At 68.1% G+C, this 23,984-nt stretch carries 22 protein-coding genes and 1 pseudogene; 16 read left to right on the top strand and 7 right to left on the bottom strand.

The window, feature by feature from the left end; genetic code table 11:
• Positions 1 to 2 precede the first annotated feature (2 nt).
• The 4 genes and pseudogenes from AC1MFL_RS11095 to AC1MFL_RS11080 form a co-directional block, all read right to left on the bottom strand.
• Entirely contained in the window at positions 3 to 986 is a 984-nt protein-coding gene (locus tag AC1MFL_RS11095) for an FAD binding domain-containing protein (protein ID WP_479809718.1), read from the bottom strand.
• A pseudogene (locus AC1MFL_RS11090) lies at positions 977 to 2,041 on the bottom strand (XdhC family protein). Before AC1MFL_RS11090 ends, AC1MFL_RS11095 begins: the two are co-directional and overlap by 10 nt.
• 46 nt (positions 2,042 to 2,087) lie before the next feature.
• On the bottom strand, positions 2,088 to 2,582 hold the full coding sequence (locus tag AC1MFL_RS11085) for a nucleoside deaminase (RefSeq protein WP_479809716.1): 495 nt from the start codon (positions 2,580 to 2,582) through the stop codon (positions 2,088 to 2,090).
• A gap of 297 nt (positions 2,583 to 2,879) precedes the next feature.
• Entirely contained in the window at positions 2,880 to 3,092 is a 213-nt protein-coding gene (locus AC1MFL_RS11080) for a hypothetical protein (protein ID WP_479809714.1), read from the bottom strand.
• Positions 3,093 to 3,443: 351 nt separating this feature from the next.
• Here AC1MFL_RS11080 and pucL point away from each other — a divergent pair, with 351 nt between their 5' ends.
• A complete protein-coding gene (gene pucL, locus AC1MFL_RS11075; protein ID WP_479809712.1) occupies positions 3,444 to 4,352 on the top strand; it encodes a factor-independent urate hydroxylase in 909 nt (302 codons plus the stop codon).
• A gap of 150 nt (positions 4,353 to 4,502) precedes the next feature.
• Positions 4,503 to 6,008 (top strand): nucleobase:cation symporter-2 family protein, encoded by a 1,506-nt coding sequence (locus tag AC1MFL_RS11070; RefSeq protein ID WP_479809710.1) that lies wholly within the window; start codon positions 4,503 to 4,505, stop codon positions 6,006 to 6,008.
• A gap of 98 nt (positions 6,009 to 6,106) precedes the next feature.
• Here the strand turns inward: AC1MFL_RS11070 and AC1MFL_RS11065 are convergent, their stop codons facing one another.
• Positions 6,107 to 6,862: an IclR family transcriptional regulator gene (locus tag AC1MFL_RS11065; protein WP_479809708.1), complete on the bottom strand. Its 756-nt coding sequence runs from the start codon at positions 6,860 to 6,862 to the stop codon at positions 6,107 to 6,109.
• Between the two features lie 232 nt (positions 6,863 to 7,094).
• Here AC1MFL_RS11065 and AC1MFL_RS11060 point away from each other — a divergent pair, with 232 nt between their 5' ends.
• The 11 genes from AC1MFL_RS11060 to bcp all read left to right on the top strand — a co-directional run bounded on the left by AC1MFL_RS11060 (position 7,095) and on the right by bcp (position 18,780).
• On the top strand, positions 7,095 to 8,507 hold the full coding sequence (locus AC1MFL_RS11060; RefSeq protein WP_479809706.1) for an NAD-dependent malic enzyme: 1,413 nt from the start codon (positions 7,095 to 7,097) through the stop codon (positions 8,505 to 8,507).
• Between the two features lie 131 nt (positions 8,508 to 8,638).
• Positions 8,639 to 9,919: a DUF6986 family protein gene (locus tag AC1MFL_RS11055; protein WP_479809704.1), complete on the top strand. Its 1,281-nt coding sequence runs from the start codon at positions 8,639 to 8,641 to the stop codon at positions 9,917 to 9,919.
• Between the two features lie 37 nt (positions 9,920 to 9,956).
• Positions 9,957 to 10,772 carry a bifunctional allantoicase/(S)-ureidoglycine aminohydrolase gene (locus AC1MFL_RS11050; RefSeq protein WP_479809702.1) on the top strand — a complete coding sequence of 272 codons (816 nt, stop codon included), beginning with the start codon at positions 9,957 to 9,959 and terminating at the stop codon, positions 10,770 to 10,772.
• Positions 10,773 to 10,828: 56 nt separating this feature from the next.
• A complete protein-coding gene (locus AC1MFL_RS11045; protein WP_479809701.1) occupies positions 10,829 to 10,990 on the top strand; it encodes a hypothetical protein in 162 nt (53 codons plus the stop codon).
• 239 nt (positions 10,991 to 11,229) lie between these two features.
• The gene (locus AC1MFL_RS11040) at positions 11,230 to 12,030 is read left to right on the top strand and encodes a hydroxypyruvate isomerase family protein (RefSeq protein ID WP_479809700.1); all 801 of its coding nucleotides are present in this window, start codon (positions 11,230 to 11,232) and stop codon (positions 12,028 to 12,030) included.
• Positions 12,031 to 12,094: 64 nt separating this feature from the next.
• Positions 12,095 to 12,973, top strand: a complete 879-nt coding sequence (locus tag AC1MFL_RS11035) for a 2-hydroxy-3-oxopropionate reductase (RefSeq protein ID WP_479809699.1) — start codon at positions 12,095 to 12,097, stop codon at positions 12,971 to 12,973.
• 251 nt (positions 12,974 to 13,224) lie between these two features.
• A complete protein-coding gene (gene gcl / locus AC1MFL_RS11030) occupies positions 13,225 to 15,015 on the top strand; it encodes a glyoxylate carboligase (RefSeq protein WP_479809697.1) in 1,791 nt (596 codons plus the stop codon).
• 3 nt (positions 15,016 to 15,018) lie between these two features.
• On the top strand, positions 15,019 to 16,203 hold the full coding sequence (locus AC1MFL_RS11025) for a glycerate kinase (protein WP_479809695.1): 1,185 nt from the start codon (positions 15,019 to 15,021) through the stop codon (positions 16,201 to 16,203).
• Positions 16,196 to 17,539, top strand: a complete 1,344-nt coding sequence (allB, locus tag AC1MFL_RS11020) for an allantoinase AllB (RefSeq protein ID WP_479809693.1) — start codon at positions 16,196 to 16,198, stop codon at positions 17,537 to 17,539. Before AC1MFL_RS11025 ends, allB begins: the two co-directional genes overlap by 8 nt.
• A gap of 8 nt (positions 17,540 to 17,547) precedes the next feature.
• Positions 17,548 to 18,204, top strand: coding sequence for a winged helix-turn-helix domain-containing protein (locus AC1MFL_RS11015; protein ID WP_479809692.1), 657 nt, complete (start codon positions 17,548 to 17,550; stop codon positions 18,202 to 18,204).
• Between the two features lie 96 nt (positions 18,205 to 18,300).
• Positions 18,301 to 18,780 carry a thioredoxin-dependent thiol peroxidase gene (gene bcp / locus AC1MFL_RS11010; RefSeq protein WP_479815430.1) on the top strand — a complete coding sequence of 160 codons (480 nt, stop codon included), beginning with the start codon at positions 18,301 to 18,303 and terminating at the stop codon, positions 18,778 to 18,780.
• A gap of 18 nt (positions 18,781 to 18,798) precedes the next feature.
• On the opposite strand, the gene AC1MFL_RS11005 is transcribed toward bcp, so the two are convergent.
• Positions 18,799 to 19,647, bottom strand: coding sequence for a class I SAM-dependent methyltransferase (locus tag AC1MFL_RS11005; RefSeq protein ID WP_479809690.1), 849 nt, complete (start codon positions 19,645 to 19,647; stop codon positions 18,799 to 18,801).
• A gap of 101 nt (positions 19,648 to 19,748) precedes the next feature.
• Here AC1MFL_RS11005 and AC1MFL_RS11000 point away from each other — a divergent pair, with 101 nt between their 5' ends.
• The 3 genes from AC1MFL_RS11000 (at position 19,749) to purM (ending at position 23,010) form a co-directional block, all read left to right on the top strand.
• Positions 19,749 to 20,093: a hypothetical protein gene (locus tag AC1MFL_RS11000; protein WP_479809688.1), complete on the top strand. Its 345-nt coding sequence runs from the start codon at positions 19,749 to 19,751 to the stop codon at positions 20,091 to 20,093.
• Positions 20,094 to 20,158: 65 nt separating this feature from the next.
• On the top strand, positions 20,159 to 21,841 hold the full coding sequence (gene purF, locus AC1MFL_RS10995) for an amidophosphoribosyltransferase (protein WP_479809686.1): 1,683 nt from the start codon (positions 20,159 to 20,161) through the stop codon (positions 21,839 to 21,841).
• Positions 21,838 to 23,010 carry a phosphoribosylformylglycinamidine cyclo-ligase gene (gene purM / locus AC1MFL_RS10990; protein WP_479809684.1) on the top strand — a complete coding sequence of 391 codons (1,173 nt, stop codon included), beginning with the start codon at positions 21,838 to 21,840 and terminating at the stop codon, positions 23,008 to 23,010. Before purF ends, purM begins: the two co-directional genes overlap by 4 nt.
• Positions 23,011 to 23,096: 86 nt before the next feature.
• On the opposite strand, the gene AC1MFL_RS10985 is transcribed toward purM, so the two are convergent.
• Positions 23,097 to 23,879, bottom strand: coding sequence for a VOC family protein (locus tag AC1MFL_RS10985; RefSeq protein WP_479809682.1), 783 nt, complete (start codon positions 23,877 to 23,879; stop codon positions 23,097 to 23,099).
• Between the last annotated feature and the right edge of the window lie 105 nt (positions 23,880 to 23,984).

Raw genomic sequence — 23,984 nt, 5'->3', positions numbered from 1 at the left:
GCTCAGGCCCCTTTCTGCTCCGGCATACCCTGCTGTGGCGCAGCCTGCGGTGCAACCGGGTGCCGTGGGCGGGCCGCAGTACCCTGCGGCGGCCAGAAGTCCCCGGACACGCGGACCGGCGGGACCCCGGCCGGGGATGCCAGTTCGTCCCTGATTTCCTCTGCCAGCCGGTAGGTCATGTCCTTCCGCCAGGCGGGCAGGCCGTGGATGTCATCGTGGTAGAGCCCGTCCGGAATGGCGGCGTCGAGCGCTTCGGCCAGGGCCGCCGGCGACGTCGCGGCGCCGTCCGGCGCGGCGAAGCGCAGCTGCACGGGGCGGGTGGTGGCCGCGGTGACTGTCAGGAACAGGCTGCCGTCGGCGTCGAGCCTGCCGATCAGCAGCACCCCCGACCGGCCCAGGTTGCTCAGCGACAGCCGACGGAAGGCCACCCGGGAGGCGAGGGCCGACGCCGGCAGCTGGATCTTGCGGAGCAGCTCGCCGGGTGCCAGGCAGTTGCGCCCGTCCCCGGTGACGAAGTCCGCGACCGGGACGGTGCGGCTGGCGCCGCCGGGACCGAGCACCGTTGCCACACCGTCCAGGGCCGCGCAGAGCGAGGTCATGGGTCCGGCCGGCAGGGACGTGCAGAGATTGCCGCCCACGGTGGACATGTTCCAGACCTTGAACGAGGCCACGAAGGAGTCGCAGCAGGGCCGGACCAGCTCAAGGGCGGGCCAGCCGGCAGCGTGGGAGCGGGCGGTTTCACTGGCGGGAAGCGCATAGAGTTCCGCGACAGTGCAGGTGGCGGCGAACTCGATCCCGGCGTCGGACACGGTGACGGACGGCCAGCCGGTGGAGCCAAGGTCCAGCAGCCGCCTGAGCGGTTCCTTGCCGAAGGCGTAGCCGCCGTAGGAAAACAGCACGGTGCCGCCCGCCAACCAGGCGTCGCCGGCGCGCCAGTCGGCCGGGTCTTGGGTGCGGACCACGGCCTCAATGGTGTTCATGTCCATGGCGTCTCCTGGTTCTGCAGTGTGCGTACCGGCAGTGTGCGTACCTGAAGTGTGCGGACCGGCAGTGTGCCGGCCGGAGGGGCGGCCGTATGGCCGTGGCCGGCGTGCTGGTGGATTGGTCCGCTCCCGTGTTTCAGGGACAGCCCGCGGGCGGACCGGGTGCGGCTCGCCACCAGTTCCGCGGTGATGGACGCCGCCACTTCGGCCGGGGTGACCGCGCCCACGCCCAGCGCGGCCTGCAGCAGGGGATGTCGAACTTGGAATCGTGGGTGAGTACGCACACAACGGTCCGGGCATCGAGGCGGCCGGCGGCGGCTTCGGCGGCCAGATAGTGGTGCGGCCAGCCGGTGGCCACCTGGTCCGCTTCGGCAAAGCGTGACTGGATCGCGAAGGCCGGCCGCGCGTCGCACAGGGAGACGTGGTAGCCGAGCAGCCGGCCGGCAGGCAGCAGGGCCGCGCCGAAGTCGTTGGCGCCAAACACCAGCATCCGGAACGCTGGCAGCCGGCTCTCCAGCAGCAGGGTGACCGGGCCCGGCCTCGTCCGGGGATTTTGTGGCACGGCTGTGCCGGAAAGGCAGCCCACCGGCGGGGCAAGCCGGACCAGCCCGGTCCGGCCGCCGCGGAGCATGGGCTCCAGCTGGGCGGCGGCCGCCAGCAGCAGCGGATGTTTCCCGTCCCCGGCACCGCCCAGCAGTGCGGCCACGGCCGCGGACTGCGACACCTGGTAGCTGCCCGGGTCCGGGATGATGACGGCGGAGGCCGCCGGGCAGCAATTCGATGTGGATTTCCAGCTCACCGCCGCAGGTGAGCCCGGCAGCGAACGCGTCCTCGGCACTGTAGCCGAAGGACACCCTGCGCGGGCCGCCGTCGGCCATCACCTCAAAGGCCGCAGCCACGACGGCGCCCTCGACGCAACCGCCGGACTCGGACACCCGCATGGAGGTTCCCACCGGGCGCGGAACGGAACCGCCGGCGCCGACAACTGTGGCCACAGCGCAGCGCTCACCGGCGGCCGCCGGCCCCCAGGCTGCCAGCGCGGGCATCAGGTCCAGCACCGCTGCACCCCCTTTCGCAGCGAAACCCGCACGCCGGCCACGGGTTCTAGTAGCCGATCCGGGTCTGCAGGCTGTTCCAGGTGTGGAACGGCTGCAGCACAGGCGGCGCTTCCGGGCCGTCAAGCTCCAGCTTGTGCACGGGCAGGACGGCCGCAGGCTGGTTGTTCTCGAAGTACTCGTAAAACACGGCGTCGTCGAATCCCACGGAGGCGGCGTCGTGGCGGTCGGCGGCAAAAATGACGCGGTCCACACGGGCCCACAGTGCGGAGGCCAGGCACATGGGGCATGGCTCGCAGCTGGTGTAGAGCGTGGCCCCGCTGAGTTCGAAGGTGCCCAGCTCGGTGCAGGCCCGGCGGATGGCCGTGACCTCGGCGTGGGCGGTGGGGTCGTTGGTGGCGGTGACCCGGTTGACGCCGTCGAATGCCTGGCCCTCCGCGGTGACGATGACGGCCCCGAACGGCCCCCCGCTGTTCAGGACATTGGCCGTGGCCAGCTCGATGGACCGGGCGAGATGCGTCTGATCCGTGACGGTGACAGCCATAAGTCGACTCCCTACTGTGTGGAAGCCGGTACCCCGCGACGAAATGTAATGCGTCAGCTGCGTCGGTTACCAGGCTTCGGCGTGTGCGATGAAGGTTCAGTTACGCCTGGTAGATAGCCTCCGGGTCCCCGGGTGCCCGCCTTTGACACCAGCGAGAATAGCAGCGGATGGGGGTCCGCGCCAGAGATCTTTGGAAGCCTCGTTTCGTGATGTGAAATTCTGATTTCCACGGTGTCACAGTCCTGAAACTGGCAGGTTGGGCAGGCAGCGGGAACGGGCGCGGGGAACGTGGCGGGACTACTTCGGCGCACCCGGCCGTGGCGCTGAAGCTGGCAGCCGGTTGGACCTGGCTGCCCGCAGCCGGGTGACCCAGCGCGAAACCCGTCCGGGCCGTTGCCCACGGTCGGCCGGGAAGTAGAAGTCGGGATCGGTGCCGCCGCGGGGCAGATAGAGCTCTTCCACTGCCTGCGGCGGCTCGGTACCCTGCCTGGCGGACACTTGATGCTGCATTTTCTGCTCCTTAGTTTTCACAATGCGAAAGTTAGTTCTTGTTATACGGAAACGCTAAGGCGATACCGGAGCCCCGTCAAGGGTCTGCGATCCCGGTCACCCGGCCCGGCGGTCACAATCGGTAATTTCAGATTGTGATGTACACCACCGGCCGGCTGGGCTAATCTTGGAAGTAATTCGTGGCGTAGGTCACGTAACCTGGGAGCACAGCAGGCAGGGTTGTAATGAGCTGGCGTCAACTGACGTCGGCTCTTTTTTATGGGCCGGCGGAGAAAAAACGAACGCTCAACGCGTTCCAAATCTCTATGCGGGATCTTTGATTCCGCATACCGGAAGTTGGGAAACCCCACCATGAACAACAAAATCGTCCTCGGCCAGAACCAGTTCGGTAAGGCCGAAGTCCGCGTCGTGAAGATCACCCGCGACACGGACCGCCACGAGATCGAAGACCTCAACGTCACCTCGCAGCTCCGCGGCGACTTCGCCGCGGCCCACCTCGAAGGCGACAACAGCCACGTGGTTCCCACGGACACACAGAAGAACACCGTTTATGCCTTCGCCCGGGAGGGCATCGGGTCCCCCGAAGCGTTCCTGCTCCGGCTTGGAGAGCACTTCACCTCAAGCTTCGACTGGGTGACCGGCGGCCGCTGGGAAGCTGAGTCCTACAGCTGGGACCGCATCCAGGTCCGCGGCGCCTCACACGACCACTCGTTCGTGCGCAACGGCCAGGAAGTCCGGACCGCCGTCCTGTTCCGCGACGGCGGTCAGAACCACCTCATCTCCGGCCTGAAGGACCTGACCGTCCTTAAGTCCACGCAGTCGGGCTTCGTCGGCTACCCGCGCGACAAGTACACCACCCTGTCGGAGACCACGGACCGGATCCTCGCCACCGATGTTTCCGCTCGCTGGCGCTTCAAGCCCGGCACGGATTTCAGCTCGCTCGATTTCAACAAGAGCTACGAGGATGTCAAGGGCCTCCTGCTTGAGGCGTTCACTGAGCGGTACTCCCACGCCCTCCAGCAGACGCTGTTCGACATGGGCACCAAGGTCCTGGAAGCACACAGCGAGATCGAGGAAATCAAGTTCTCGATGCCCAACAAGCACCATTTCCTGGTGGACCTCTCGCCGTTCGGCCTCGACAACCCCAACGAGGTCTTCTTCGCCGCAGACCGCCCGTACGGCCTGATCGAGGCCACGGTCCTGCGCGAGAACGCAACACCGGCCGACATCGCTTGGTCCGGCATCGCCGGATTCTGCTAGGACCCCCGCCGCCGGCTTAGAGACACCGCCTGTTCCAGGGCCAGCACCCGTGCCGGCCCTGGAACAGGCCACCCACCCCATCAGCCATAACTGTTAGCCAGACACCGTTAGCCAGACAAAGTCGTCTGCCATGAACCCAGAAAGTCTGCCATGAACATGAAAAAGAAGCCGTCAGCGGTCAAGTCCCGTCCCGGCCCTACCCCATCCACCCGGCCCGAGGATGAACGGCTCCCGATTGCCAGCAGCTTCGCGTACGGATTCCAACATGTCCTGACCATGTACGGCGGCATCATTGCGGTCCCCCTGATCGTCGGGCAGGCCGCCGGCCTCTCCCCCGCGGATATCGGGATCCTGATTGCGGCCGCACTCTTTATGGGCGGGCTGGCAACCCTCCTGCAGACCCTGGGCCTTCCGTTCTTCGGATCGCAACTGCCCCTGGTGCAGGGCGTGTCGTTCGCCAGCGTGGCAACCATGGTGGCAATTGTCACCGGCGGCGGCGGCCTTCCGGCCGTCTTCGGCGCCGTCATCGTCTCCGCAGCGATCGGTCTCCTCATCGCCCCGGTCTTTTCAAAGATAGTCCGGTTCTTCCCGCCCGTCGTGACCGGGACGGTGATCACCACGATCGGCCTGACCCTGATGCCGGTGGCCGCCAACTGGGCCATGGGCGGCAACAAAAAGGCCGACGACTACGGCAGCATGGCGAACATCGGGCTGGCCGGGATCACGCTTGCCCTGGTGCTCGTGTTCAGCAAGGTCGGCAGTGCCACCATTTCCCGGCTCTCCATCCTGCTCGCCATGGTGGGCGGGACGATTGTCGCCGTCGTGACCGGGATGGCCAACTTCTCCAAAGTCGGGGACGGCCCGATCGTGGCGTTTCCAACGCCGTTCCACCTGGGCATGCCCACCTTTGAAATCGCAGCCATCATCTCCATGGTGATCGTGGTCCTGGTGATCCTGACCGAGACCATGGCCGACATCCTCGCCGTTGGCGAGATCGTCGGAACCAAAGTGGACTCGAAGAGGATCGCTGCAGGCCTGCGGGCCGACATGGGTTCCAGCCTGCTGGCGCCCATTTTCGGATCCTTCACCCAGAGCGCGTTCGCCCAGAACGTCGGACTGGTTGCCGTCACGAAGATCAGGAGCCGCTACGTCGTCGCCGCCGGCGGCGTCATCCTCGTGCTGCTGGGCCTGCTGCCCGTCCTGGGCCGCGTCGTGGCCGCAGTCCCCACGGCGGTCCTCGGCGGAGCAGGCATCGTGCTGTTCGGCACGGTTGCCGCCAGCGGTATCCGCACGCTGGCCAAGGTCGAGTACCGGAACAACATGAACCTGATCATCGTCGCCGCCTCGATCGGCTTCGGCATGATCCCGATCGCGGCCCCGACGTTCTATGACAAGTTCCCGTCCTGGTTCAGCACGATATTCCACTCCGGCATCAGCTCCGCCGCTGTGATGGCCATCGCGCTGAATCTGCTCTTCAACCACCTGAAAGCAGGCAATTCGGAGAACCAGTCGGTCTTTGTGGCCGGAACCGGACGGGTCATCCGCGAGGACGACCTGAAGCCACTGGCCGACGGCGACCGCTTCGAAGGCGGCAAGCTGATCGACTGCGACGGCAAGGAAGTTCCGGTGGAGTCGGCATCGCAATCCGACCACTGACGGCCAGCGACGCCACCGCCGTGACAGTTGCGGCCCCTGTCCCCGAGGGGGAGGGTGCTGCAGGGTGCCGGCTCAGTCCGCGGCACTACGGCGGCGGCTCAGCTCTTGGTGAGGTCCCGGGAAATCGCCAGGGCCGCCTCGCGCAGCAGCGGCACCGCCCGGTCCGCGAAGGACTCGTCCACCCGGGAGACAGGCCCGGAGACCGAAATCGCCGCGGGGGTCGGCGCGTTGGGGATGGCGATGGCGAAACAGCGGACGCCGATCTCCTGCTCCTCCTCGTCGATGGAGTAGCCGCGGTCCCGGATCAGCTTCAGGTCCGCCAGCAGGGCCTCGACATCGCCGATGCTCTTGGGGGTGGGGGTGGGCATGCCCTTCCGGGCGACGATGCCGCGCACCGTCTCATCGTCCAGCTGGGCAAGAATCGCTTTGCCCATTCCGGTGGCGTGCATGAAGCCGCGGCGGCCCACCTCGGTGATCATCCGCATGGAATGCAGCGACGGAACCTGAGCCACGTACATAACCATGTCCGAGTCCAGCACGGCCATGTTGGCGGTTTCCCCGAGGCGCTCCACGAGGGACTGGAGCTGCGGACGGGCGAGAGCCCCCAGTTGCTTGTTCGCTGCCTCGCCGAGGCGGATCAGGCGCGGCCCCAGGGCATAGCGGCGGTTCGGCAGTTGCCGGATGTATCCCAGATTGACCAGGGTGCGGAGCAGCCGGTGGATGGTTGGCAGCGGCAGATCGGTGGAGGAGGAGAGCTCGCTGAGGGTGACGTCCCCGCCGGCATCAGTAATCAGTTCCAGAAGTTCGAAAACGCGCTCAACGGACTGCACGCCTCCGGGGGCTTTTTCCGCCATAACTGTGGGTCTCCTGAGGGGTCGCTGACGACAACTTTTATCCGCATCGTGAAAAAAGTGCTTAGTAGACCCAAGATACAGCACGGCCAGCGCCGCGTCGATGTGCACGCTCAAGGCAGACCGCAACGGCTGCCAGAGGCTTGCATTTCCACATGGCAGATAATAATATCCATAATACGAAATAAATTGATTACAGTGAACGCCCGTCCGCGGGCCGACTAGGAGGAATTCAATGGCGAATCCGAGCCCCGGAAATTCGATCACCCTGCGCGTGGAGGCACCGTCCAGCTTCACCGCCACCAGCGAACTGGCAGCCGCCGTCGGTGCCGCCGGCGCTGCGATCACCGCCCTGGACGTCACCGAGTCCCACCACGAGACCCTCGTCGTCGACGTCACCTGCAACACCACCGACGACGAGCACGCAGGCCGCGTCAAGGACGCGCTCAACGCGCTCGGCGGCGTCACCGTCCGGAACGTCTCGGACCGCACCTTCCTGATGCACCTCGGCGGCAAGCTCGAGGTGGTCCCGAAGGTCGCGCTGCGCAACCGCGACGATCTGTCCCGCGCATACACCCCCGGCGTGGCGCGGGTCTGCCTCGCTATCGCGGAGAACCCCGAGGCCGCCCGGAACCTGACCATCAAGCGCAACACCATCGCCGTCGTCACCGACGGCTCGGCCGTCCTGGGCCTGGGCAACATCGGCCCGGCCGCCGCCCTGCCGGTCATGGAAGGCAAGGCGGCCCTGTTCAAGCAGTTCGCCAACGTCGACGCCTGGCCGGTCTGCCTGGACACCCAGGACACCGAGGAAATCATCATGATCGTCAAGGCGCTCGCCCCGGTCTACGGCGGCGTCAACCTCGAGGACATCGCCGCACCGCGCTGCTTCGAAATTGAAAACCGCCTCCGTGCGGAACTGGACATCCCCGTCTTTCATGATGACCAGCACGGGACCGCCATCGTCACGCTGGCTGCCCTGGCCAATGCCCTGCGGGTTGTGGACAAGAAGCTCGGAGAGGTCCGGATCGTGGTGTCCGGTGTCGGCGCCGCCGGTTCCGCCATCATCGCGCTGCTCAAGGCCCAGGGCGCACGCCACATCATCGCCGCGGGCCGTTCGGGAGCCATCCACTCCGGCGAACGGTACAACGACGAGCACCGCACCTGGATCGCCGAGAACACCAACGAGGAGGGATTCTCCGGCTCCCTGCATGAGGCGCTCAAGGGAGCGGACGTCTTCATCGGCGTCAGCGCCCCCAACGTGATCGGCGAAGAGCAGGTGGCATCCATGGCCGAGGACGCTATTGTGTTCGCCATGGCCAACCCCACGCCGGAGATCGATCCGGCCATCGCGTCACGGCATGCAGCAGTGGTGGCGACCGGCCGCAGCGATTTCCCCAACCAGATCAACAACGTCCTGGCCTTTCCCGGGTTCTTCCGCGGGCTGCTGGACGCGGGGGCAGCCGACATCACCCCCGGGATGCTGGTGGCCGCGGCCGAGGCGATCGCGAACCGGGTTGCAGACGATGAGCTCAACGCCAGCTACATCATTCCCAGCGTCTTCGATCCCCATGTTGCCGCCGACGTCGCCGCCGCTGTCGCCGCGGCAGCCCATGCGGCGGTCCCGGCCGCTGCCCCCGCCCGCGCCTGACTCGCAGCCCGATGCCCCGACTTATCCACCGCCCAGGAAGGACCACAATGGCTCCCACCATTTCATCCCCCCACGCCGAGGAATACACGGACTTCCTCACCACGCCGGCCTACGAACTGGTGGGCTGAGAGATGGCCATCAAGGCTTCATTGAGTGCCAAGGACCTTACGGACATCGACGCCCGGCTGGCGGCAACGGATGAGCTGCTGGAACGGAACTACCCGGGCGACGACGGCACCCGCCAGCCGGTCCACACCGTCTACGTCCCGGCGGACCGCTTCACACCGGGATTCGCCGCCGGCTGGGGCGCCCAGGCGCTGGCCGCCGCCGACGCCCACGGCGGGCTGGAGCGGCTCGGCGCCCTGCTGGGCCAGGACCCCGAGCTGGCTTCCGCCGTCGCCACCCGCGTCGCCGCGAAGCTCGGCAGCGAGCCGATCGAGGATCTCCGGCTGGACTTCGAGGACGGCTACGGGGACCGGGGCGACGCCGCCGAGGACGCGGCCGCCGCCACCGCCGCGGCCGCCGTGGCCGCCTCGGTGGCGGACGGCAGCGCCCCGCCGTTCATCGGGATCCGGTTCAAGTGCTTCGAGGCGCCCACGCGTGCCCGCGGGCTGCGCACCCTGGACCTGTTCGTCTCCGGCCTGGCCGCCGCCGGCGAGCTGCCGGAAGGGCTCGTCCTCACCCTGCCCAAGGTCACCACCGTGGCGCAGGTGCAGGCCATGGACTACGCCGTGTCCCGGCTGGAGGAAATCCACTCGCTGCCCGCCGGCCGGCTGCGCTTTGAGGTCCAGGTCGAGACACCGCAGCTGATCCTGGGCCCGGACGGCACCTCCCCGGTGGCGCAGCTGCCGCACGCCGTCCCAGGACGGATCAGCGCCCTGCACTACGGCACCTACGACTACTCGGCATCCCTGCAGATCTCCGCGGAATACCAGTCTATGGAACACCCGGTGGCCGACTACGCCAAAGAGGTGATGCAGCTCGCCGTCGCCGGCACCGGCATCCGGCTCTCCGACGGCTCCACCAACGTCATCCCCGTCGGCGACGGCGTGCAGGACGCCTGGCGGCTCCACGGCCGGCTGGTCCGCCGCTCACTGGAACGCGGCTACTACCAGGGCTGGGACCTCCACCCCGCCCAGCTGCCCAGCCGCTTCGCCGCCACCTACGCGTTCTACCGGCAGGGCCTCCCCGCCGCCGCCGCGCGGCTGCGCAACTACGTGGAGCGCACCGAGGGCGGGGTCATGGACGAACCCGCCACGGCCAGGGCCCTGGCGGCCTTCGTGCTGCGCGGCATCCAGTGCGGGGCCGCCGGCGCGGAGGAAGTCCACGGGCTGACCGGCCTCGGACTGCCCCAGCTGACTGCCCTGGCCCACCCCCGGCTGGCCCAGCCGGCCGCCACCCACAACCGCTGACCCCCTCCACTTACCTTTTAATAAAGGAGCGCACCCCATGAGCAACTACTTTTCCCCCGAAGGCGGCCTGCCGCCGCAGACCCAGCTCCTCACCGACCGCGCCGTGGTCAAAGAGGCCTACACCGTCATCCCCAAAGGCGTGCTGCGCGACATCGTCACCTCCAACCTCCCCGGCTGGACCAAGACCCGCGCCTGGATCATCGCCCGGCCCATCGCGGGCTTCGCCACGACCTTCTCGCAGCTGATCGTGGAGGTGGCTCCCGGCGGCGGCAGCGACAAGCCCGAGGCGGAGGCCGGCGTCGAAGGCGTCATCTTCCTCACCAAGGGCGAGCTGACTCTGACGCTCGACGGCGAGATCCACCACTTGGAGGCCGGCGGCTACGCCTACCTTGCGGCGGGATCGGACTGGAAGGTCTCCAACGACGCCGCAGGGGACGCCGCCAGTTTCCAGTGGATCCGCAAGGCCTACGAGCCGCTGGAAGGCTTCACGGCGAAGTCCTTCGTGACCCGCGACCAGGACATCGAGCCCCGGCCCATGCCGGGCACCAACGGGGCCTGGGCCACCACCCGCTTTGTGGACCCGGACGATATGGCCCACGACATGCACGTCAATATCGTCACGTTCCAGCCCGGCGGCTCCATCCCGTTCGCCGAAACCCACGTGATGGAACACGGCCTCTTTGTCCTCGAGGGCAAGGCCGTCTACCGGCTCAACGACGACTGGGTGGAAGTCGAGGCCGGCGACTTCATGTGGCTCCGCGCCTTCTGCCCCCAGGCCTGCTACGCCGGCGGGCCGGGCCCCTTCCGCTACCTGCTCTACAAGGACGTCAACCGCCAGATCCGCCTCACCTGAGCACGGCTGCGCGACCCGGCGCCTGCAGGCTTGGCGGCGCTTGCTAGCCTGAGGCTGTGAAGTACGAATCCTTGTGGATCGGAATGCTTATTGGCGCCGCGCTCGGCCTTGCCATCGGGGTTGCCACCGCCGACAAGCCGTTTACGGGCCTGCTGATCGGCATCGGCGTCGGGGCGCTCGTGGGTCTTACGGCCCGGAAGGATCCGTCCAAGGGGTAGAGAAATCCCCCAGCTGAAACAACCGGGCCCTGACGCCGCCGGGCCCGGTTGCTGTGCCCGGTAACAGGCGGGTCCCCCGCCCGCCCTGCAGCCGCCTCCGGCATTAACGCACCCCTTGACTCTTGCGCCCAACCTTCCCTACACTTTTCATAAAGCAGAATCTTTATTCCACAAAGTGGAAGTTGAGCAAGGCGAAGAAGCCTCGTCCGGCTTCCGCCCGTACCGGAAAGAAACCCACCATGACGTACACCGTGAACTGTTCCATCCTGCTGACCGAACTGCCCCTCCTTGAGCGGCCGGCCGCTGCGAAGGCCGCCGGCTTCGACGCCGTCGAGTTCTGGTGGCCCTTCGCGGCGTCAGTGCCCGCCGACGCCGAAGTCACCCGCTTCGAGCAGGCCATCACCGACGCCGGGGTCCAGCTCACGGGCCTGAACTTCAACGCCGGCGACATGCCGGGCGGCGACCGCGGCCTCGTGTCCTGGAAGGGCCGCTGCTCGGAGTTCAAGGACAACATCGACGTGGTGGCCGGCATCGGCGGACGCCTCGGCTGCACCTCCTTCAATGCCCTCTACGGCAACCGCCAGGACGGCCAGACCCCGGAGGCCCAGGATGACCTGGCGGTCAAGAACCTCGCCGCGGCTGCGGCGGGAGTGGCCGGCATCGGCGGCACCGTGCTGCTCGAACCGGTCAGCGGCGCCCCGCGCTACCCGCTCCTCACGGCCGAGGACGCCGTCCAGGTCGTCTCCCGCGTGAAGCAGGAAACCGGCGCGGATAACATCAAGCTCCTCGCCGACTTCTACCACCTCGCAGTCAACGGGGATGACGTCGCCGCCGTCATCGAAAAGCACGCCAAAGACTTCGGCCACATCCAGATCGCCGACAACCCCGGCCGCGGCGCTCCCGGAACCGGCGAGCTTCCCCTCGGCGAGTGGGTCGCCCGCAGCCGCCAGCTCGGCTACGAGGGCTACATCGGCCTCGAATACAAGGCACCGGCGGAAACCGCCTTCGCCTGGGCCATCCGCCAGCGCGCGGCCCACTGACCGTTCCGCCCCGCACCGCGGCGGACCAGCCGCGCCACCACCAGACTCCAGTAAAGGAACCATCATGAGCAATGTTGCAGTCATCGGACTCGGAATCATGGGCCTGCCCATGGCTATCAACCTGGTCAAGGCCCGCCACACCGTTTCCGGCTTCAACCGCAGCCAGGACAAGATCGATAAGCTTGTCTCCGCCGGCGGACGCGGCGCCACCAGCATCGCCGACGCCGTCAAGGACGCCGACGTCGTCATCACCATGGTGCCGGATTCCCCCGACGTCGAAGGCGTTGTCAGCGGCCCCGACGGCGTGTTCGCCCACGCCAGGCCGGGCACCCTGTGGATCGACGCCAGCAGCATCCGCCCGGATGTTGCCAAGCGCCTGGCCAACGACGCCAAGGCCGCCAGCATCCGTGCCCTCGATGCCCCGGTGTCCGGCGGCGAACAGGGCGCCATCGACGCGGCCCTGTCCATCATGGTGGGCGGCGACGCGGCAGACTTCGAGGCCGCCCAGGATGTCCTCACCGCGGTCGGCAAGACCATCGTCCACGTCGGCCCGGCCGGCTCAGGCCAGACGGTCAAAGCGGCCAACCAGCTGATCGTCGCCGTCAACATCGAGGTCCTCGCCGAGGCCATCGCCTTCCTCGAAGCCTACGGCGTCGACACTGACGCGGCCCTGAAGGTCCTTGGCGGCGGCCTTGCCGGCTCCAAGGTCCTGGACCAGAAGGGCCAGAAGATGCTCGACCGGAACTTCGACCCCGGCTTCCGCCTGGCCCTGCACCACAAGGACCTGGGCATCGTCACCTCGGCCGCCCGCGAAGCCAACGTCGCGGTCCCCCTGGGCGCCGTCGTCGCACAGCTCGTCGCCGCCAGCGTCAACCAGGGCGACGGCGGGCTGGACCACTCCGGACTCTTCAAGCAGGTCCTGCAGCTCAGCGGCCGCGCCTAAGCAACCGCGGCCGGCCACCGCCCGGTCCACCCCGTCCGGCGCCCCGGCCACCCCGCCTGGCCTCCGGCCACCCGCAGGCCGCCGCAATCCGGCCGTCTGACCCGTCCCAGCCACCCGCCGTCCGGGGGCACTTCGCCACGGACACGCCGGCCGCCGTCGCGATTTACGACGCCGCGCCCCCCAAAGTGCCCCGCAACGGTTCGCGGGCCTTCCTTCAGCACACCCAAAAACAGACTTCCAAGGAGTACACCATGACTAAGATGCGCACCGTAGACGCTGCCGTCGCCATCCTGGAAAAGGAGGGCGCCACCGAGGCGTTCGGCCTGCCGGGGGCGGCCATCAACCCGTTCTACTCCGCCATGCGGATCCACGGCGGGATACGCCACACCCTGGCCCGCCACGTTGAAGGCGCCAGCCACATGGCTGACGGCTACAGCCGGGCCCAGGACGGCAACATCGGCATCTGCATCGGCACCTCCGGCCCCGCCGGCACCGACATGATCACCGGGCTGTACGCGGCCTGGGCCGATTCCATCCCCATGCTCTGCATCACCGGCCAGGCCCCGGTGGCCAAACTGCACAAGGAGGACTTCCAGGCCGTGGACATCGAGTCCATCGCCAAGCCTGTCACCAAGCTGGCCATGACCGTCCGCGAACCGGGCCAGGTTCCGGGTGCTTTCCAGAAGGCGTTCCAGCTGATGCGCTCCGGCCGTCCGGGTCCGGTGCTCCTGGACCTGCCGATCGACGTGCAGATGGCCGAGATCGAGTTCGACATCGACGCCTACGAACCCCTGGCCGTCGAAAAGCCCCGCGCCAGTAGGAAACAGCTGGACAAGGCACTGGACATGCTCACCGCGGCGAAGCACCCGCTGATCGTGGCCGGCGGCGGCATCATCAACGCCGGGGCATCCGCTGCACTGGTGGAACTGGCCGAACTGCTGGGCGTGCCGGTCATCCCCACCCTGATGGGCTGGGGCGCCATCGCCGACGACCACCCGCTGATGGCCGGCATGGTGGGCCTGCAGACCTCGCACCGCTACGGCAACGAGACCATGCTGGCCTCCGACTTCGTCATCGGCATCGGCAACCGCTGGGCCAACCGCCACACCGGCGGCCTGGAGACCTACACGGCCGGCCGCACGTTCGTGCACATCGACATCGAACCGACGCAGATCGGCCGCGTGTTCTCCCCGGACCTGGGCATCGCCTCCGACGCCGGCGCGGCCCTGACGGGTCTCATTGAACTGGCCCGGGAACGCCAGGCCGCGGGCACCCTGCCGGACTATTCCGGCTGGGCCGCCGACTGCGCGGAGCGCAAGGCCACCCTGCACCGCAAGACGCACTTCGAGAACATCCCGATCAAACCGCAGCGGGTGTACGAGGAGATGAACAAGGCGTTCGGCAAGGACACCACCTACGTCTCCACGATCGGCCTGTCACAGATCGCCGGCGCCCAGATGCTGCACGTGTTCGGTCCGCGCAAGTGGATCAACGCCGGCCAGGCCGGCCCGCTGGGCTGGACCGCCCCGGCCGCCCTGGGCGTGGTGCGCGGCAAGCCGGACGAGACCGTCGTCGCGCTGTCGGGTGACTACGATTTCCAGTTCATGATCGAGGAACTGGCCGTCGGGGCGCAGTTCAACCTGCCCTACATCCACGTGGTGGTCAACAACTCCTACCTGGGCCTGATCCGCCAGTCCCAGCGCGGCTTCAGCATGGAGCAGAACGTGTCCCTGGCGTTCGAGAACATCAACTCCACGGATCTCTCCGCAACCGCCAGCGGCTACGGCGTGGACCACGTCAAGGTGGCCGAGGGCCTTGGCTGCAAGGCCATCCGGGTGGAGGACCCCAGCGACCTGGCGTCCGCCTTCGACAAGGCCCAGGCCTTGATGGGCGAGTTCCGGGTTCCCGTGGTGGTGGAAGTAATCCTGGAGAAGATCACCAATATCTCCATGGGTGTGGAAATCAACGCCGTCAACGAGTTCGAGGCCCTGGCCGAATCCCGCGGGGACGCCCCCACCGCTATCCTGGCCATGCAGGGCTAGGAAATGCGCATTGTCATAGCTCCGGACAAGTTCAAAGGATCACTCTCCGCTCCGGACGTCGCGCGGCACCTGGCAGCAGGGCTGAAGGCGGCAACCGGGTCCAACCTGGATGTTCTCCTGATTCCGGTGGCCGACGGCGGCGAAGGGACCCTGGATGCCGCCGTCGGCTCCGGCTTCACCCGCCGCAGCGCCGTCGTCAGCGGACCCACAGGGCAGCCGCTGACAGCGGACTTCGCGGTCCGCGGCCGGGAGGCGGTCATCGAGATGGCGGCCGCCTCCGGGCTCGCGGTCCTGCCCGGCGCCGGCCCCGACTCCGCCAGCGCCACCTGCTCCACCAGCCTGGGCACCGGCGAACTGATCCGCGCGGCACTGGACGCAGGCTGCCGGCAGATCATCCTCGGCGTGGGCGGCAGCGCCAGCACCGACGGCGGCGCCGGCGTCCTGCAGGGGCTCGGTGCCCGGTTCCTGGACAGTGAGGGCCGCGAGCTTCCGCCCGGCGGCGCCGCGCTGTCGCGGCTGGAGCGGATCGACTTCGCGGGGTTCGACCCGCGGCTGGAGGAAGCCCGCTTTGTGCTGGCCAGCGACGTCGACAATCCGCTGCTTGGCCCCGAGGGCGCCGCCGCGGTCTTCGGACCGCAGAAGGGCGCCAGCCCTGCGGATGTGGACGCCCTCGACGCCGCGCTGTCCCGCTTCGTCGACGTGCTCGCGGCGGAAATCGGGCCGCGGGCGGTCAAAGCCGCACAGGCCCCCGGCGCCGGGGCAGCCGGCGGGGCAGGCTACGCTGCGATCGCGGCCCTGGCGGCCACGCGCCGGCCGGGCATCGACGTCGTCCTCGAATTCACCGGACTGGCGGAGCGCCTGGCCGGCGCGGACCTGGTCATTACCGGGGAAGGAAGCCTGGACGAACAAAGCCTGCTGGGCAAAACCCCGCTGGGCGTCGCGCGGGCGGCCGCGCGGGCAGGGGTACCGGTCATCGCTGTCTGCGGACGCACCACGCTGGGCCCGGAACAGCTCGCCGAATCCGGCTTCCGCGAGGTGCACGCTTTGACGGAACTCGAAAGCAATGTAGACACATGTATAGCGCAGGCGGCAGCACTGCTGGAACGCCTGGGGCGGAACATCGGCCTGCAGCTGGCGGGACCGGCCGAAGAACCCGCGGCAGTGAGCAAGGAGAGCCTGAATGCCTGAAGAAACCTTTGACCTCGTCATCCGGGGGCAGCACGTCCTCACCACGGCCGGAATCGCGCCGCGCGAAGTGGGAGTACGCGGCGGCAAGATCGTTGCCCTCGAGCCGCTCGGCAACGGCCTGTCCGGCGCGCAAGTCATCGAGCTCGCGGAGGACGAAACCCTGCTTCCCGGGCTCGTCGACACCCACGTCCACGTCAACGAGCCCGGCCGCACCGAGTGGGAGGGCTTCGCCTCCGCCACCCGGGCGGCTGCCGCAGGCGGCGTGACCACCATCATCGACATGCCGCTCAATTCCATCCCGCCCGCCACCACGGTGGAGGGCCTCAAACTCAAACGCGAGGTGGCCGAGGACCAGGCGTTCGTTGACGTGGGGTTCTGGGGCGGAGCCATTCCCGGCAACAAGGCGGACCTCCGGCCGCTGCATGACGAGGGCGTCTTCGGCTTCAAGTGTTTCCTGCTGCACTCGGGCGTGGACGAGTTCCCGCACCTGGACGCGGACGAGATGGAGGAGGACATGGCCGAGCTCAGGTCCTTCGATTCGCTCATGATCGTCCACGCCGAGGATTCCCGTGCGATCGACCGGGCCCCGCACCCGGGCGGCGACCAGTACGAAAAATTCCTGGCCTCCCGGCCACGCGGCGCGGAGAACAAGGCCATCGCCGAGGTGATTGAACGTGCCCGCTGGACCGGTGCGCGCGCCCACATCCTGCACCTGTCATCCTCGGACGCGCTGCCCATGATCGCTTCCGCCAAGCGCGACGGCCTCCACCTCACCGTGGAAACCTGCCCGCATTACCTCACCCTGATGGCCGAGGAAATCCCCAACGGGGCCACCGCCTACAAGTGCTGCCCGCCCATCCGCGAGGCCGCCAACCGGGAGCTGCTCTGGCAGGGCCTCCTGGACGGCACCATCGACTGCATCGTCTCGGACCACTCCCCGTCCACCCTGGACCTCAAGGACCTGGAAAACGGCGACTTCGCCGTGGCCTGGGGCGGGGTCTCCTCGCTCCAGCTGGGCCTGTCCCTGATCTGGACGGAGGCCCGGCACCGCGGCATCCCGCTGGAACAGGTGGTGTCCTGGATGGCGCGGAAGCCCGCCGAACTCGCCCGGCTGAACACCAAGGGCCAGCTGGCCCTGGGATACGACGCCGATTTCTCCATCTTCGCGCCGGACGAGGCCTTCGTGGTCGATGTCTCCAAGCTCAAGCACAAGAACCCCATCACCCCTTACGACGGCAAAGCCCTCTCCGGCGTGGTCCGCAGGACCTTCCTGCGCGGACGCGAGATCGACGGCCGGACCCCCAGCGGAAAACTCCTCCGCCGCGGCGGAGTCTGACATCTGCGATGGCAACCGAAGCCCATTCCCCGAGAGGCCTGCATGTGCGCCGGGAGCCGGGTCCGGCCGCCGGGCCGCGTCTCAGGGCGCACGGCCTGGCCGTGTGGGTAACACCGGGCGCCGGCCAGGACGTCGATGACACCGTCATGGCGCGGGCCGCGGCACTGGTGCTGGCGCACGCCCTGAAGATTGCCCCGGGGGCGGACGTCCAGCTCTGGCCCGCCCCCGGAGCTGCAACCCCCGACGACGGCGGAACCCCGCTGCCGTCGTCGGCCGCTGTGGAGGACTCCCCGCCAGAGGACGACGGCGGCGCGACCCGGCTGCCGCCCTCGGCCAGTTCCGCCAGCCTGGTATGCGTGGATCTGGCTGCCGGCGAGGCACACCTCGACGGGCAGCGGGTGCCGCTGACGGGCGTCGAATTCAGGCTGCTGCGGCATCTGGTGGAGAATTGCTCCCGCATCGTGGGCCGCGAGGAGCTGCGGCTATTCCTTGAATCGTTCGACTCGCCTGCGGCTGCGTCGCGGTCCATCGATGTGTACGTGGGCCGGGTGCGGCGCAAGCTGCGGGGTGGGCGGCACGCGATCGCCACGGTCCGCGGCGGCGGCTACCAGTTTGTCCCCGGGCCCCGTACCAAGGTGCGCGGACCGGCGGAATACAGCATCTGAACCTGCGGTTGTGCAAAATAAGCTCGTCTTTGTTCACACAGCTCCACCGACAGAGCTCCCAAGACCTCCCACCCCGAAGGAACCCCCATGACCCCTATGACCCCCAATCTGACCGTGAAACTCCAGCCCGGAACCTCCGCCCCGGAATTCACGCTTCCGGACGCCGCAGGACAGAAGGTCTCGCTGGCCGATTACCGCGGAAAAAACGTCATCGTGTACTTCTACCCCAAGGCCGCCACCCCCGGCTGCACCACCGAGGCCTGCGATTTCCGCGACAGCCTGGCCTCCCTGCAGGGTTCCGGCTATGAAGTGCTGGGAATCTCCCCCGACGCCCCCGAGGCGCTGGCGCACTTTACCGGCGACTTCGCCCTGACTTTCCCGCTGCTCGCCGACGAAGACCACGCCGTGGCCCTGGCCTACGGCGCCTGGGGCGAAAAACTGGTCAACGGCGAGGTCACCGAAGCGATCGTCCGCTCCACCGTGGTGCTCGACCCCGAGGGCAAGGTGAAGCTGGCGCAGTACCAGGTCAAGGCGCAGGGCCACGTCGCCGCGCTGAAGGAAGAGCTCGGCGTCTAGGCACCCTGCGGAAACCGGCTAGGGCCGCGTCCCGGCCACGATGGTGGCCGTGGAGCGGAGCCGGATGGCGCCGTCGTGCTCGTAGCGGCCGAGCAGCTGGAAGACCTCGGAACGTATCAGCTCCCGGGATTCCGCGTCCGAGCTGGCCAGGCCCATCGCAACGGTGGTCGCAATGTCGGTCATGAACTCCCAGTAGCGATCCGGGGATTCGTGCACCAGGTCCGTGCTGACTTTCCGTTCGCTGACGTCGACGAGGCCTGCCTCGCGGAACCTGCTGGTCATCAGTCCTGCCGCTGCATACCGGAACAACCCCGGTGTCCCCGGGGGCGGCGGCGGGAGTTCCGTGTGGTGGGCCAGCGTGCCCACGATCAGGCTTGCCCACGGGTTTTCCGCGGCCCGGCCCCACACGGCGGCGGTTATCCGCGCCCCGGGCCTGGCGGTCCGGACCATCTCCCGGAGCGCCGGCGCCATCGCGGGGAAGAACATGAATCCGAAGCGGCAAATCACGGCGTCGAAGGATTCGTCTGCCAACGGCAGCGCAGCGGCATCGCAGACCTCGAACCGGACGTTTTGAAGGCCCCGGGCTGACGCTTTGAGCCTGGCCACGTTAAGCATGCCAGCGGAAATGTCAGTCAGGACCACTTGGCCGTCCGGCACCATTGCCGCCGCCGTGAGCCCCGGCTCGCCCGTTCCTGACGCCACGTCCAGCACCGAGGAACCCGGATGCAGCCGCGCCTCCTCAATCAGGGCGTCGCCGAACGGGCCGTGCCAGCCGAGCAGTTCGGTGTCCCATTTCTGCCAGCCTGCTGCGAACTGGTCCCAGATGATGCGCTGCTGGTCACGGATGCTGTCCGCTGTGACTGACATGGTGCGACTCCTTACGCCCGGACCGCACCCTCCCCCAACCACTAGTGTGCTCCCGCGGCCCCGGCGGTAGCAATGGTTGCCGGCGCAGTAGGCTTAACGGCATGTCTATCCCCGAAAACTCCGGCACCGCAGGCGAGCAGCACGTCCCCGAACGGCGTGAAATCACTGTGCGCCGGGCGCCGAAGTACGTGCCGTTCCTGGTCCTGGGCGGGCTCCTGGGCTTCGGTGTGGCCGCTTTCCTCGCCTACGGACTCCCGGGCGATGAAAGCTACGATGCCAGCGCCGTGTTCGGCTTTTTCATGATCATGTGCGGCGCGGGCGGCGTCATTGTGGGTGGCCTCGTGGCGCTCATCCTGGACCGGGTCAGTATCCGCCGGGCCAAGCGCGCAGTCGTCGAATCCGTGCCCGATTCCGTGCCCGACACCGAGGACCCGCAGGGCGCCTGAGCGGCGCCGCAGGTCATAAACCGGCCGCCGGGAAAGTCCCGGCGCAAACGTGAGATAATCGACCAGTGGCACGCGGCGATGGAAAACTTTCTCATGACCTTCTCTCTGGCGAAAAGGGCCCTCAGGACGCATGTGGCGTCTTCGGGGTCTGGGCTCCCGGCGAAGAGGTTGCAAAACTCACCTATTACGGGCTGTATGCATTGCAGCACCGCGGTCAGGAGTCGGCTGGTATAGCCACCAGCGACGGCAATCGGATCAACGTCTACAAGGACATGGGACTCGTTTCCCAGGTCTTCGACGAGACCACGCTGAACACCCTGACCGGGCACCTGGCCGTCGGCCACTGCCGTTACTCAACCACCGGCGCCAGCCACTGGGCCAACGCGCAGCCCACTCTGGGCGCGACCGCAACCGGCACTGTGGCCCTGGCCCACAACGGCAACCTGACCAACACCGCCGAGCTCAAGGCCATGCTCGTGGACCGCAACGGCGGCCAGCTCACCGGCGAAATGAAGCAGGGCAACACCTCGGACACCGCCCTCGTCACGGCCCTGCTGGAGGGCGAAGAGGGCAAGTCGCTCGAACAGACCGCCATGGAACTGCTGCCCCAGATCAAGGGCGGCTTCTGCTTTGTCTTCATGGATGAAGGCACCCTCTACGCAGCCCGCGATACCTACGGAATCCGCCCGCTCTGCCTGGGCCGGCTGGAGCGCGGCTGGGTGGTCGCGTCCGAGCAGTCCGCCCTCGCCACGGTCGGCGCCAGCTTCATCCGCGAAATCGAGCCCGGCGAGTTCATCGCGATCGATGAGGACGGCGTACGCTCCCAGCGCTTCGCCGAGGCGACGCCGGCAGGCTGCGTCTTCGAATATGTCTACCTCGCCCGGCCGGACGCCTCCATTGCCGGACGCTCCGTGTACGAGTCCCGCGTGGAGATGGGCCGCCAGCTGGCCCGCGAAAACACCCAGGAAGCGGACATCGTCATCCCGGTGCCGGAATCGGGGACCCCCGCGGCGGTGGGCTACGCCGAGGAATCCGGCATCCCCTTCGCCCACGGCTTCGTCAAGAACGCCTACGTCGGCCGGACGTTCATCCAGCCCTCACAGACCCTGCGCCAGCTCGGCATCCGGCTCAAGCTCAACGCCCTCGAATCCGTCATCCGCGGCAAGCGCGTCGTCGTCGTCGACGACTCGATCGTCCGCGGCAATACCCAGCGCGCGATCGTCCGGATGCTCCGCGAAGCCGGCGCCGCCTCCGTCCACGTGAAGATCTCCTCCCCGCCGGTGCAGTGGCCCTGCTTCTACGGCATCGACTTCGCGTCCCGCGCGGAGCTGATCGCCAACGGCGCCACGATCGAGGAAATCTCCCAGGCCATCGGTGCCGACTCGCTGGCCTACATCTCCGAAGACGGCATGATCGACGCCACCCGCCAGCCGCGCGAACGCCTGTGCACCGCCTGCTTCACCGGCCAGTACCCGATCGAGCTCCCGGGCGCCGACAAGCTGGGCAAGAACCTGCTCGAACGCACCGATCTCGGCGGCCTCCCCGCCGCCGGAGACGCCGCCCTCGGCGCCGCTGCGCCGGAAACCGCCGCCGAGGCTGCCGCCGCCATCAGCCCCGACGAGGATCCGGCCGAAAAGCCCGGTGCCACCGGCTGCGATCCGGGCCCGGACGCCGAATTCGAAGAACTGCTCACCGATGACGATCGCGTTGATCGTTCCATTGCTGCCGACAAGAAAGAGCCCGTATGACTTCCGCCTCCCCGGCCGCTGACATGAACGCCGCCCAGAACACCGTCGGCATCACCTACGCCTCCGCCGGCGTCGACGTCGAGGCCGGCGACCGCGCCGTCGAACTCATGAAGGATGCCGTCAAGGCCACCCATAACTCCTCGGTGATTGGCGGCGTCGGCGGTTTCGCCGGCCTCTACGACGTCTCGAAGCTGCTCACCTACAAGCGCCCGCTGCTGGCCACCTCCACCGACGGCGTCGGCACCAAGGTCGCCATCGCGCAGGCCATGGACATCCACGACACCATCGGTTTCGACCTCGTCGGCATGGTGGTCGATGACATCGTGGTGGTGGGCGCCGAGCCGCTGTACATGACCGACTACATCGCCTGCGGCAAGGTGGTCCCGGAACGCATCGCGGACATCGTCCGTGGCATCGCGGCCGCCTGCTCCGTCGCCGGCACCGCCCTGGTGGGCGGCGAAACCGCCGAGCACCCGGGCCTGCTGGGCGAGCACGAGTACGACGTCGCCGGCGCCGCCACCGGTGTTGTCGAAGCCGCCGACCTGCTGGGCCCGGACCGTGTCCGCGCCGGCGACGTGGTGATCGGCATGGCCTCCTCGGGCCTGCATTCCAACGGCTACTCCCTGGTCCGCCGCGTCATCAACCACGCCGGCTGGGCCCTGGACCGCCATGTCTCCGAATTCAGCCGCACGCTGGGCGAGGAACTCCTGGAACCGACCCGCGTCTACGCCGCCGACTGCCTGGACCTGGCCCGCACGTTCCCGGTGAGCGGCTCCGCCGCCGGCCAGGCCGTGCACGGCTTCAGCCACGTGACGGGTGGCGGCCTCGCCGCCAACCTGGCCCGCGTCCTGCCGCAGGGCCTGCTGGCCACCGTGGACCGCGCCACCTGGCAGCTCCCGGCCATCTTCCGGCTCGTCGCCGAACTGGGCAACGTCCCGCTGGCCGACCTGGAGCGCACGCTGAACCTTGGCGTGGGCATGGTCGCGATCGTCTCGCCGGAGGCCGCCGACGCCGCGGTGAACCGCCTCAACGAACGCGGGCTGCCGGCCTGGGTCATGGGCACCGTGGAGCAGAATTCGGACTCGATCGTCAAGACCGGACCGGACTATGTGCAGGGCGCCAAGGGCGTCGACGGCGGCGCCGTCCGGCTGGTCAACACCTACGCCTAAACCTCATCGAGTGCTCCCCAACCGCCGGCCCAAAACGGCGGTTGGGGAGCACTCGATCTGCTTAAGCTCACTCCGGGTACCCGGGCTCAGACCTCCAGGATGCTGAACACGCCGCCCTGCGGGTCCTCGAGGGTGGCGATGGTGCCGGCTTCGTCGACCTCGTCCGGTTCAATCAGGACTCTGCCGCCGGCAGCCACCGCCGCCGCGACCGCTTCGGCGACGCCGGACACCCCGAAGTACACCTGCCACCCGGGCTTAAGCGTGCCCTCGGCCCCCGCGGGGACTGCGGCGATCCCGGCCACCTCCGCGCCGTCCACCATCAGCGTGGTGTACCTGCCGCCGTCGTCCTGCGGATACTCCGTGACGTCATGCCCGAACAACTGCTGGAAGAACCCGACGGCGGACTGCGGCTCGGGCGTCAGCAGTTCGGCCCAGGCCAGGGCACCGGGTTCCCCGCTGCGGCCGGCACCGAAGTGGCTCCCGGCCTGCCACGCGCCGGTGGCGCCTCCTCCGGGCGGGGCGAAGAAGACCATCACCCCGGTTCCGCCCACCGGCTCGGGGCCGAACTCCAGGCTGCCGCCGGCATGGACCAGTCCGTCGGCGAGTTCCCGCGCATCGGAGGACGCGAAGTACACGTTCCACTGCCCGGGCGCTCCGGCGGCCTGCTGCTGCGGGTTCTGCGGCGCGATCACGGTGACCAGGTCCCCGCCCAGGAAAGCCTGCGCGTAGCTGCGCCCGTCCGGGGTGGGCAGGTCCTCATAGCGCCAGCCGAACACGGCGGCATAGAAGGCCTTGGCCGCGCCCACGTCACTGGTCTGCAGGTCCGTCCAGCAGATCTCGCCGTCTGTGAACCCTGTGCGAATGGTCATGGCAGTCCTCCCGGAGCAGAAAACCCGCCGTCCGCTTCCCGAGAGGGAGCGGCCGGCGGGCCTGAAATCATGTGGTCGGCAATCCGCTAACGGAAGAGCATGCCG

The organism is Arthrobacter sp. BG3 (assembly GCF_056680185.1).
This window is presented reverse-complemented; position numbering and strand designations above follow the sequence as displayed.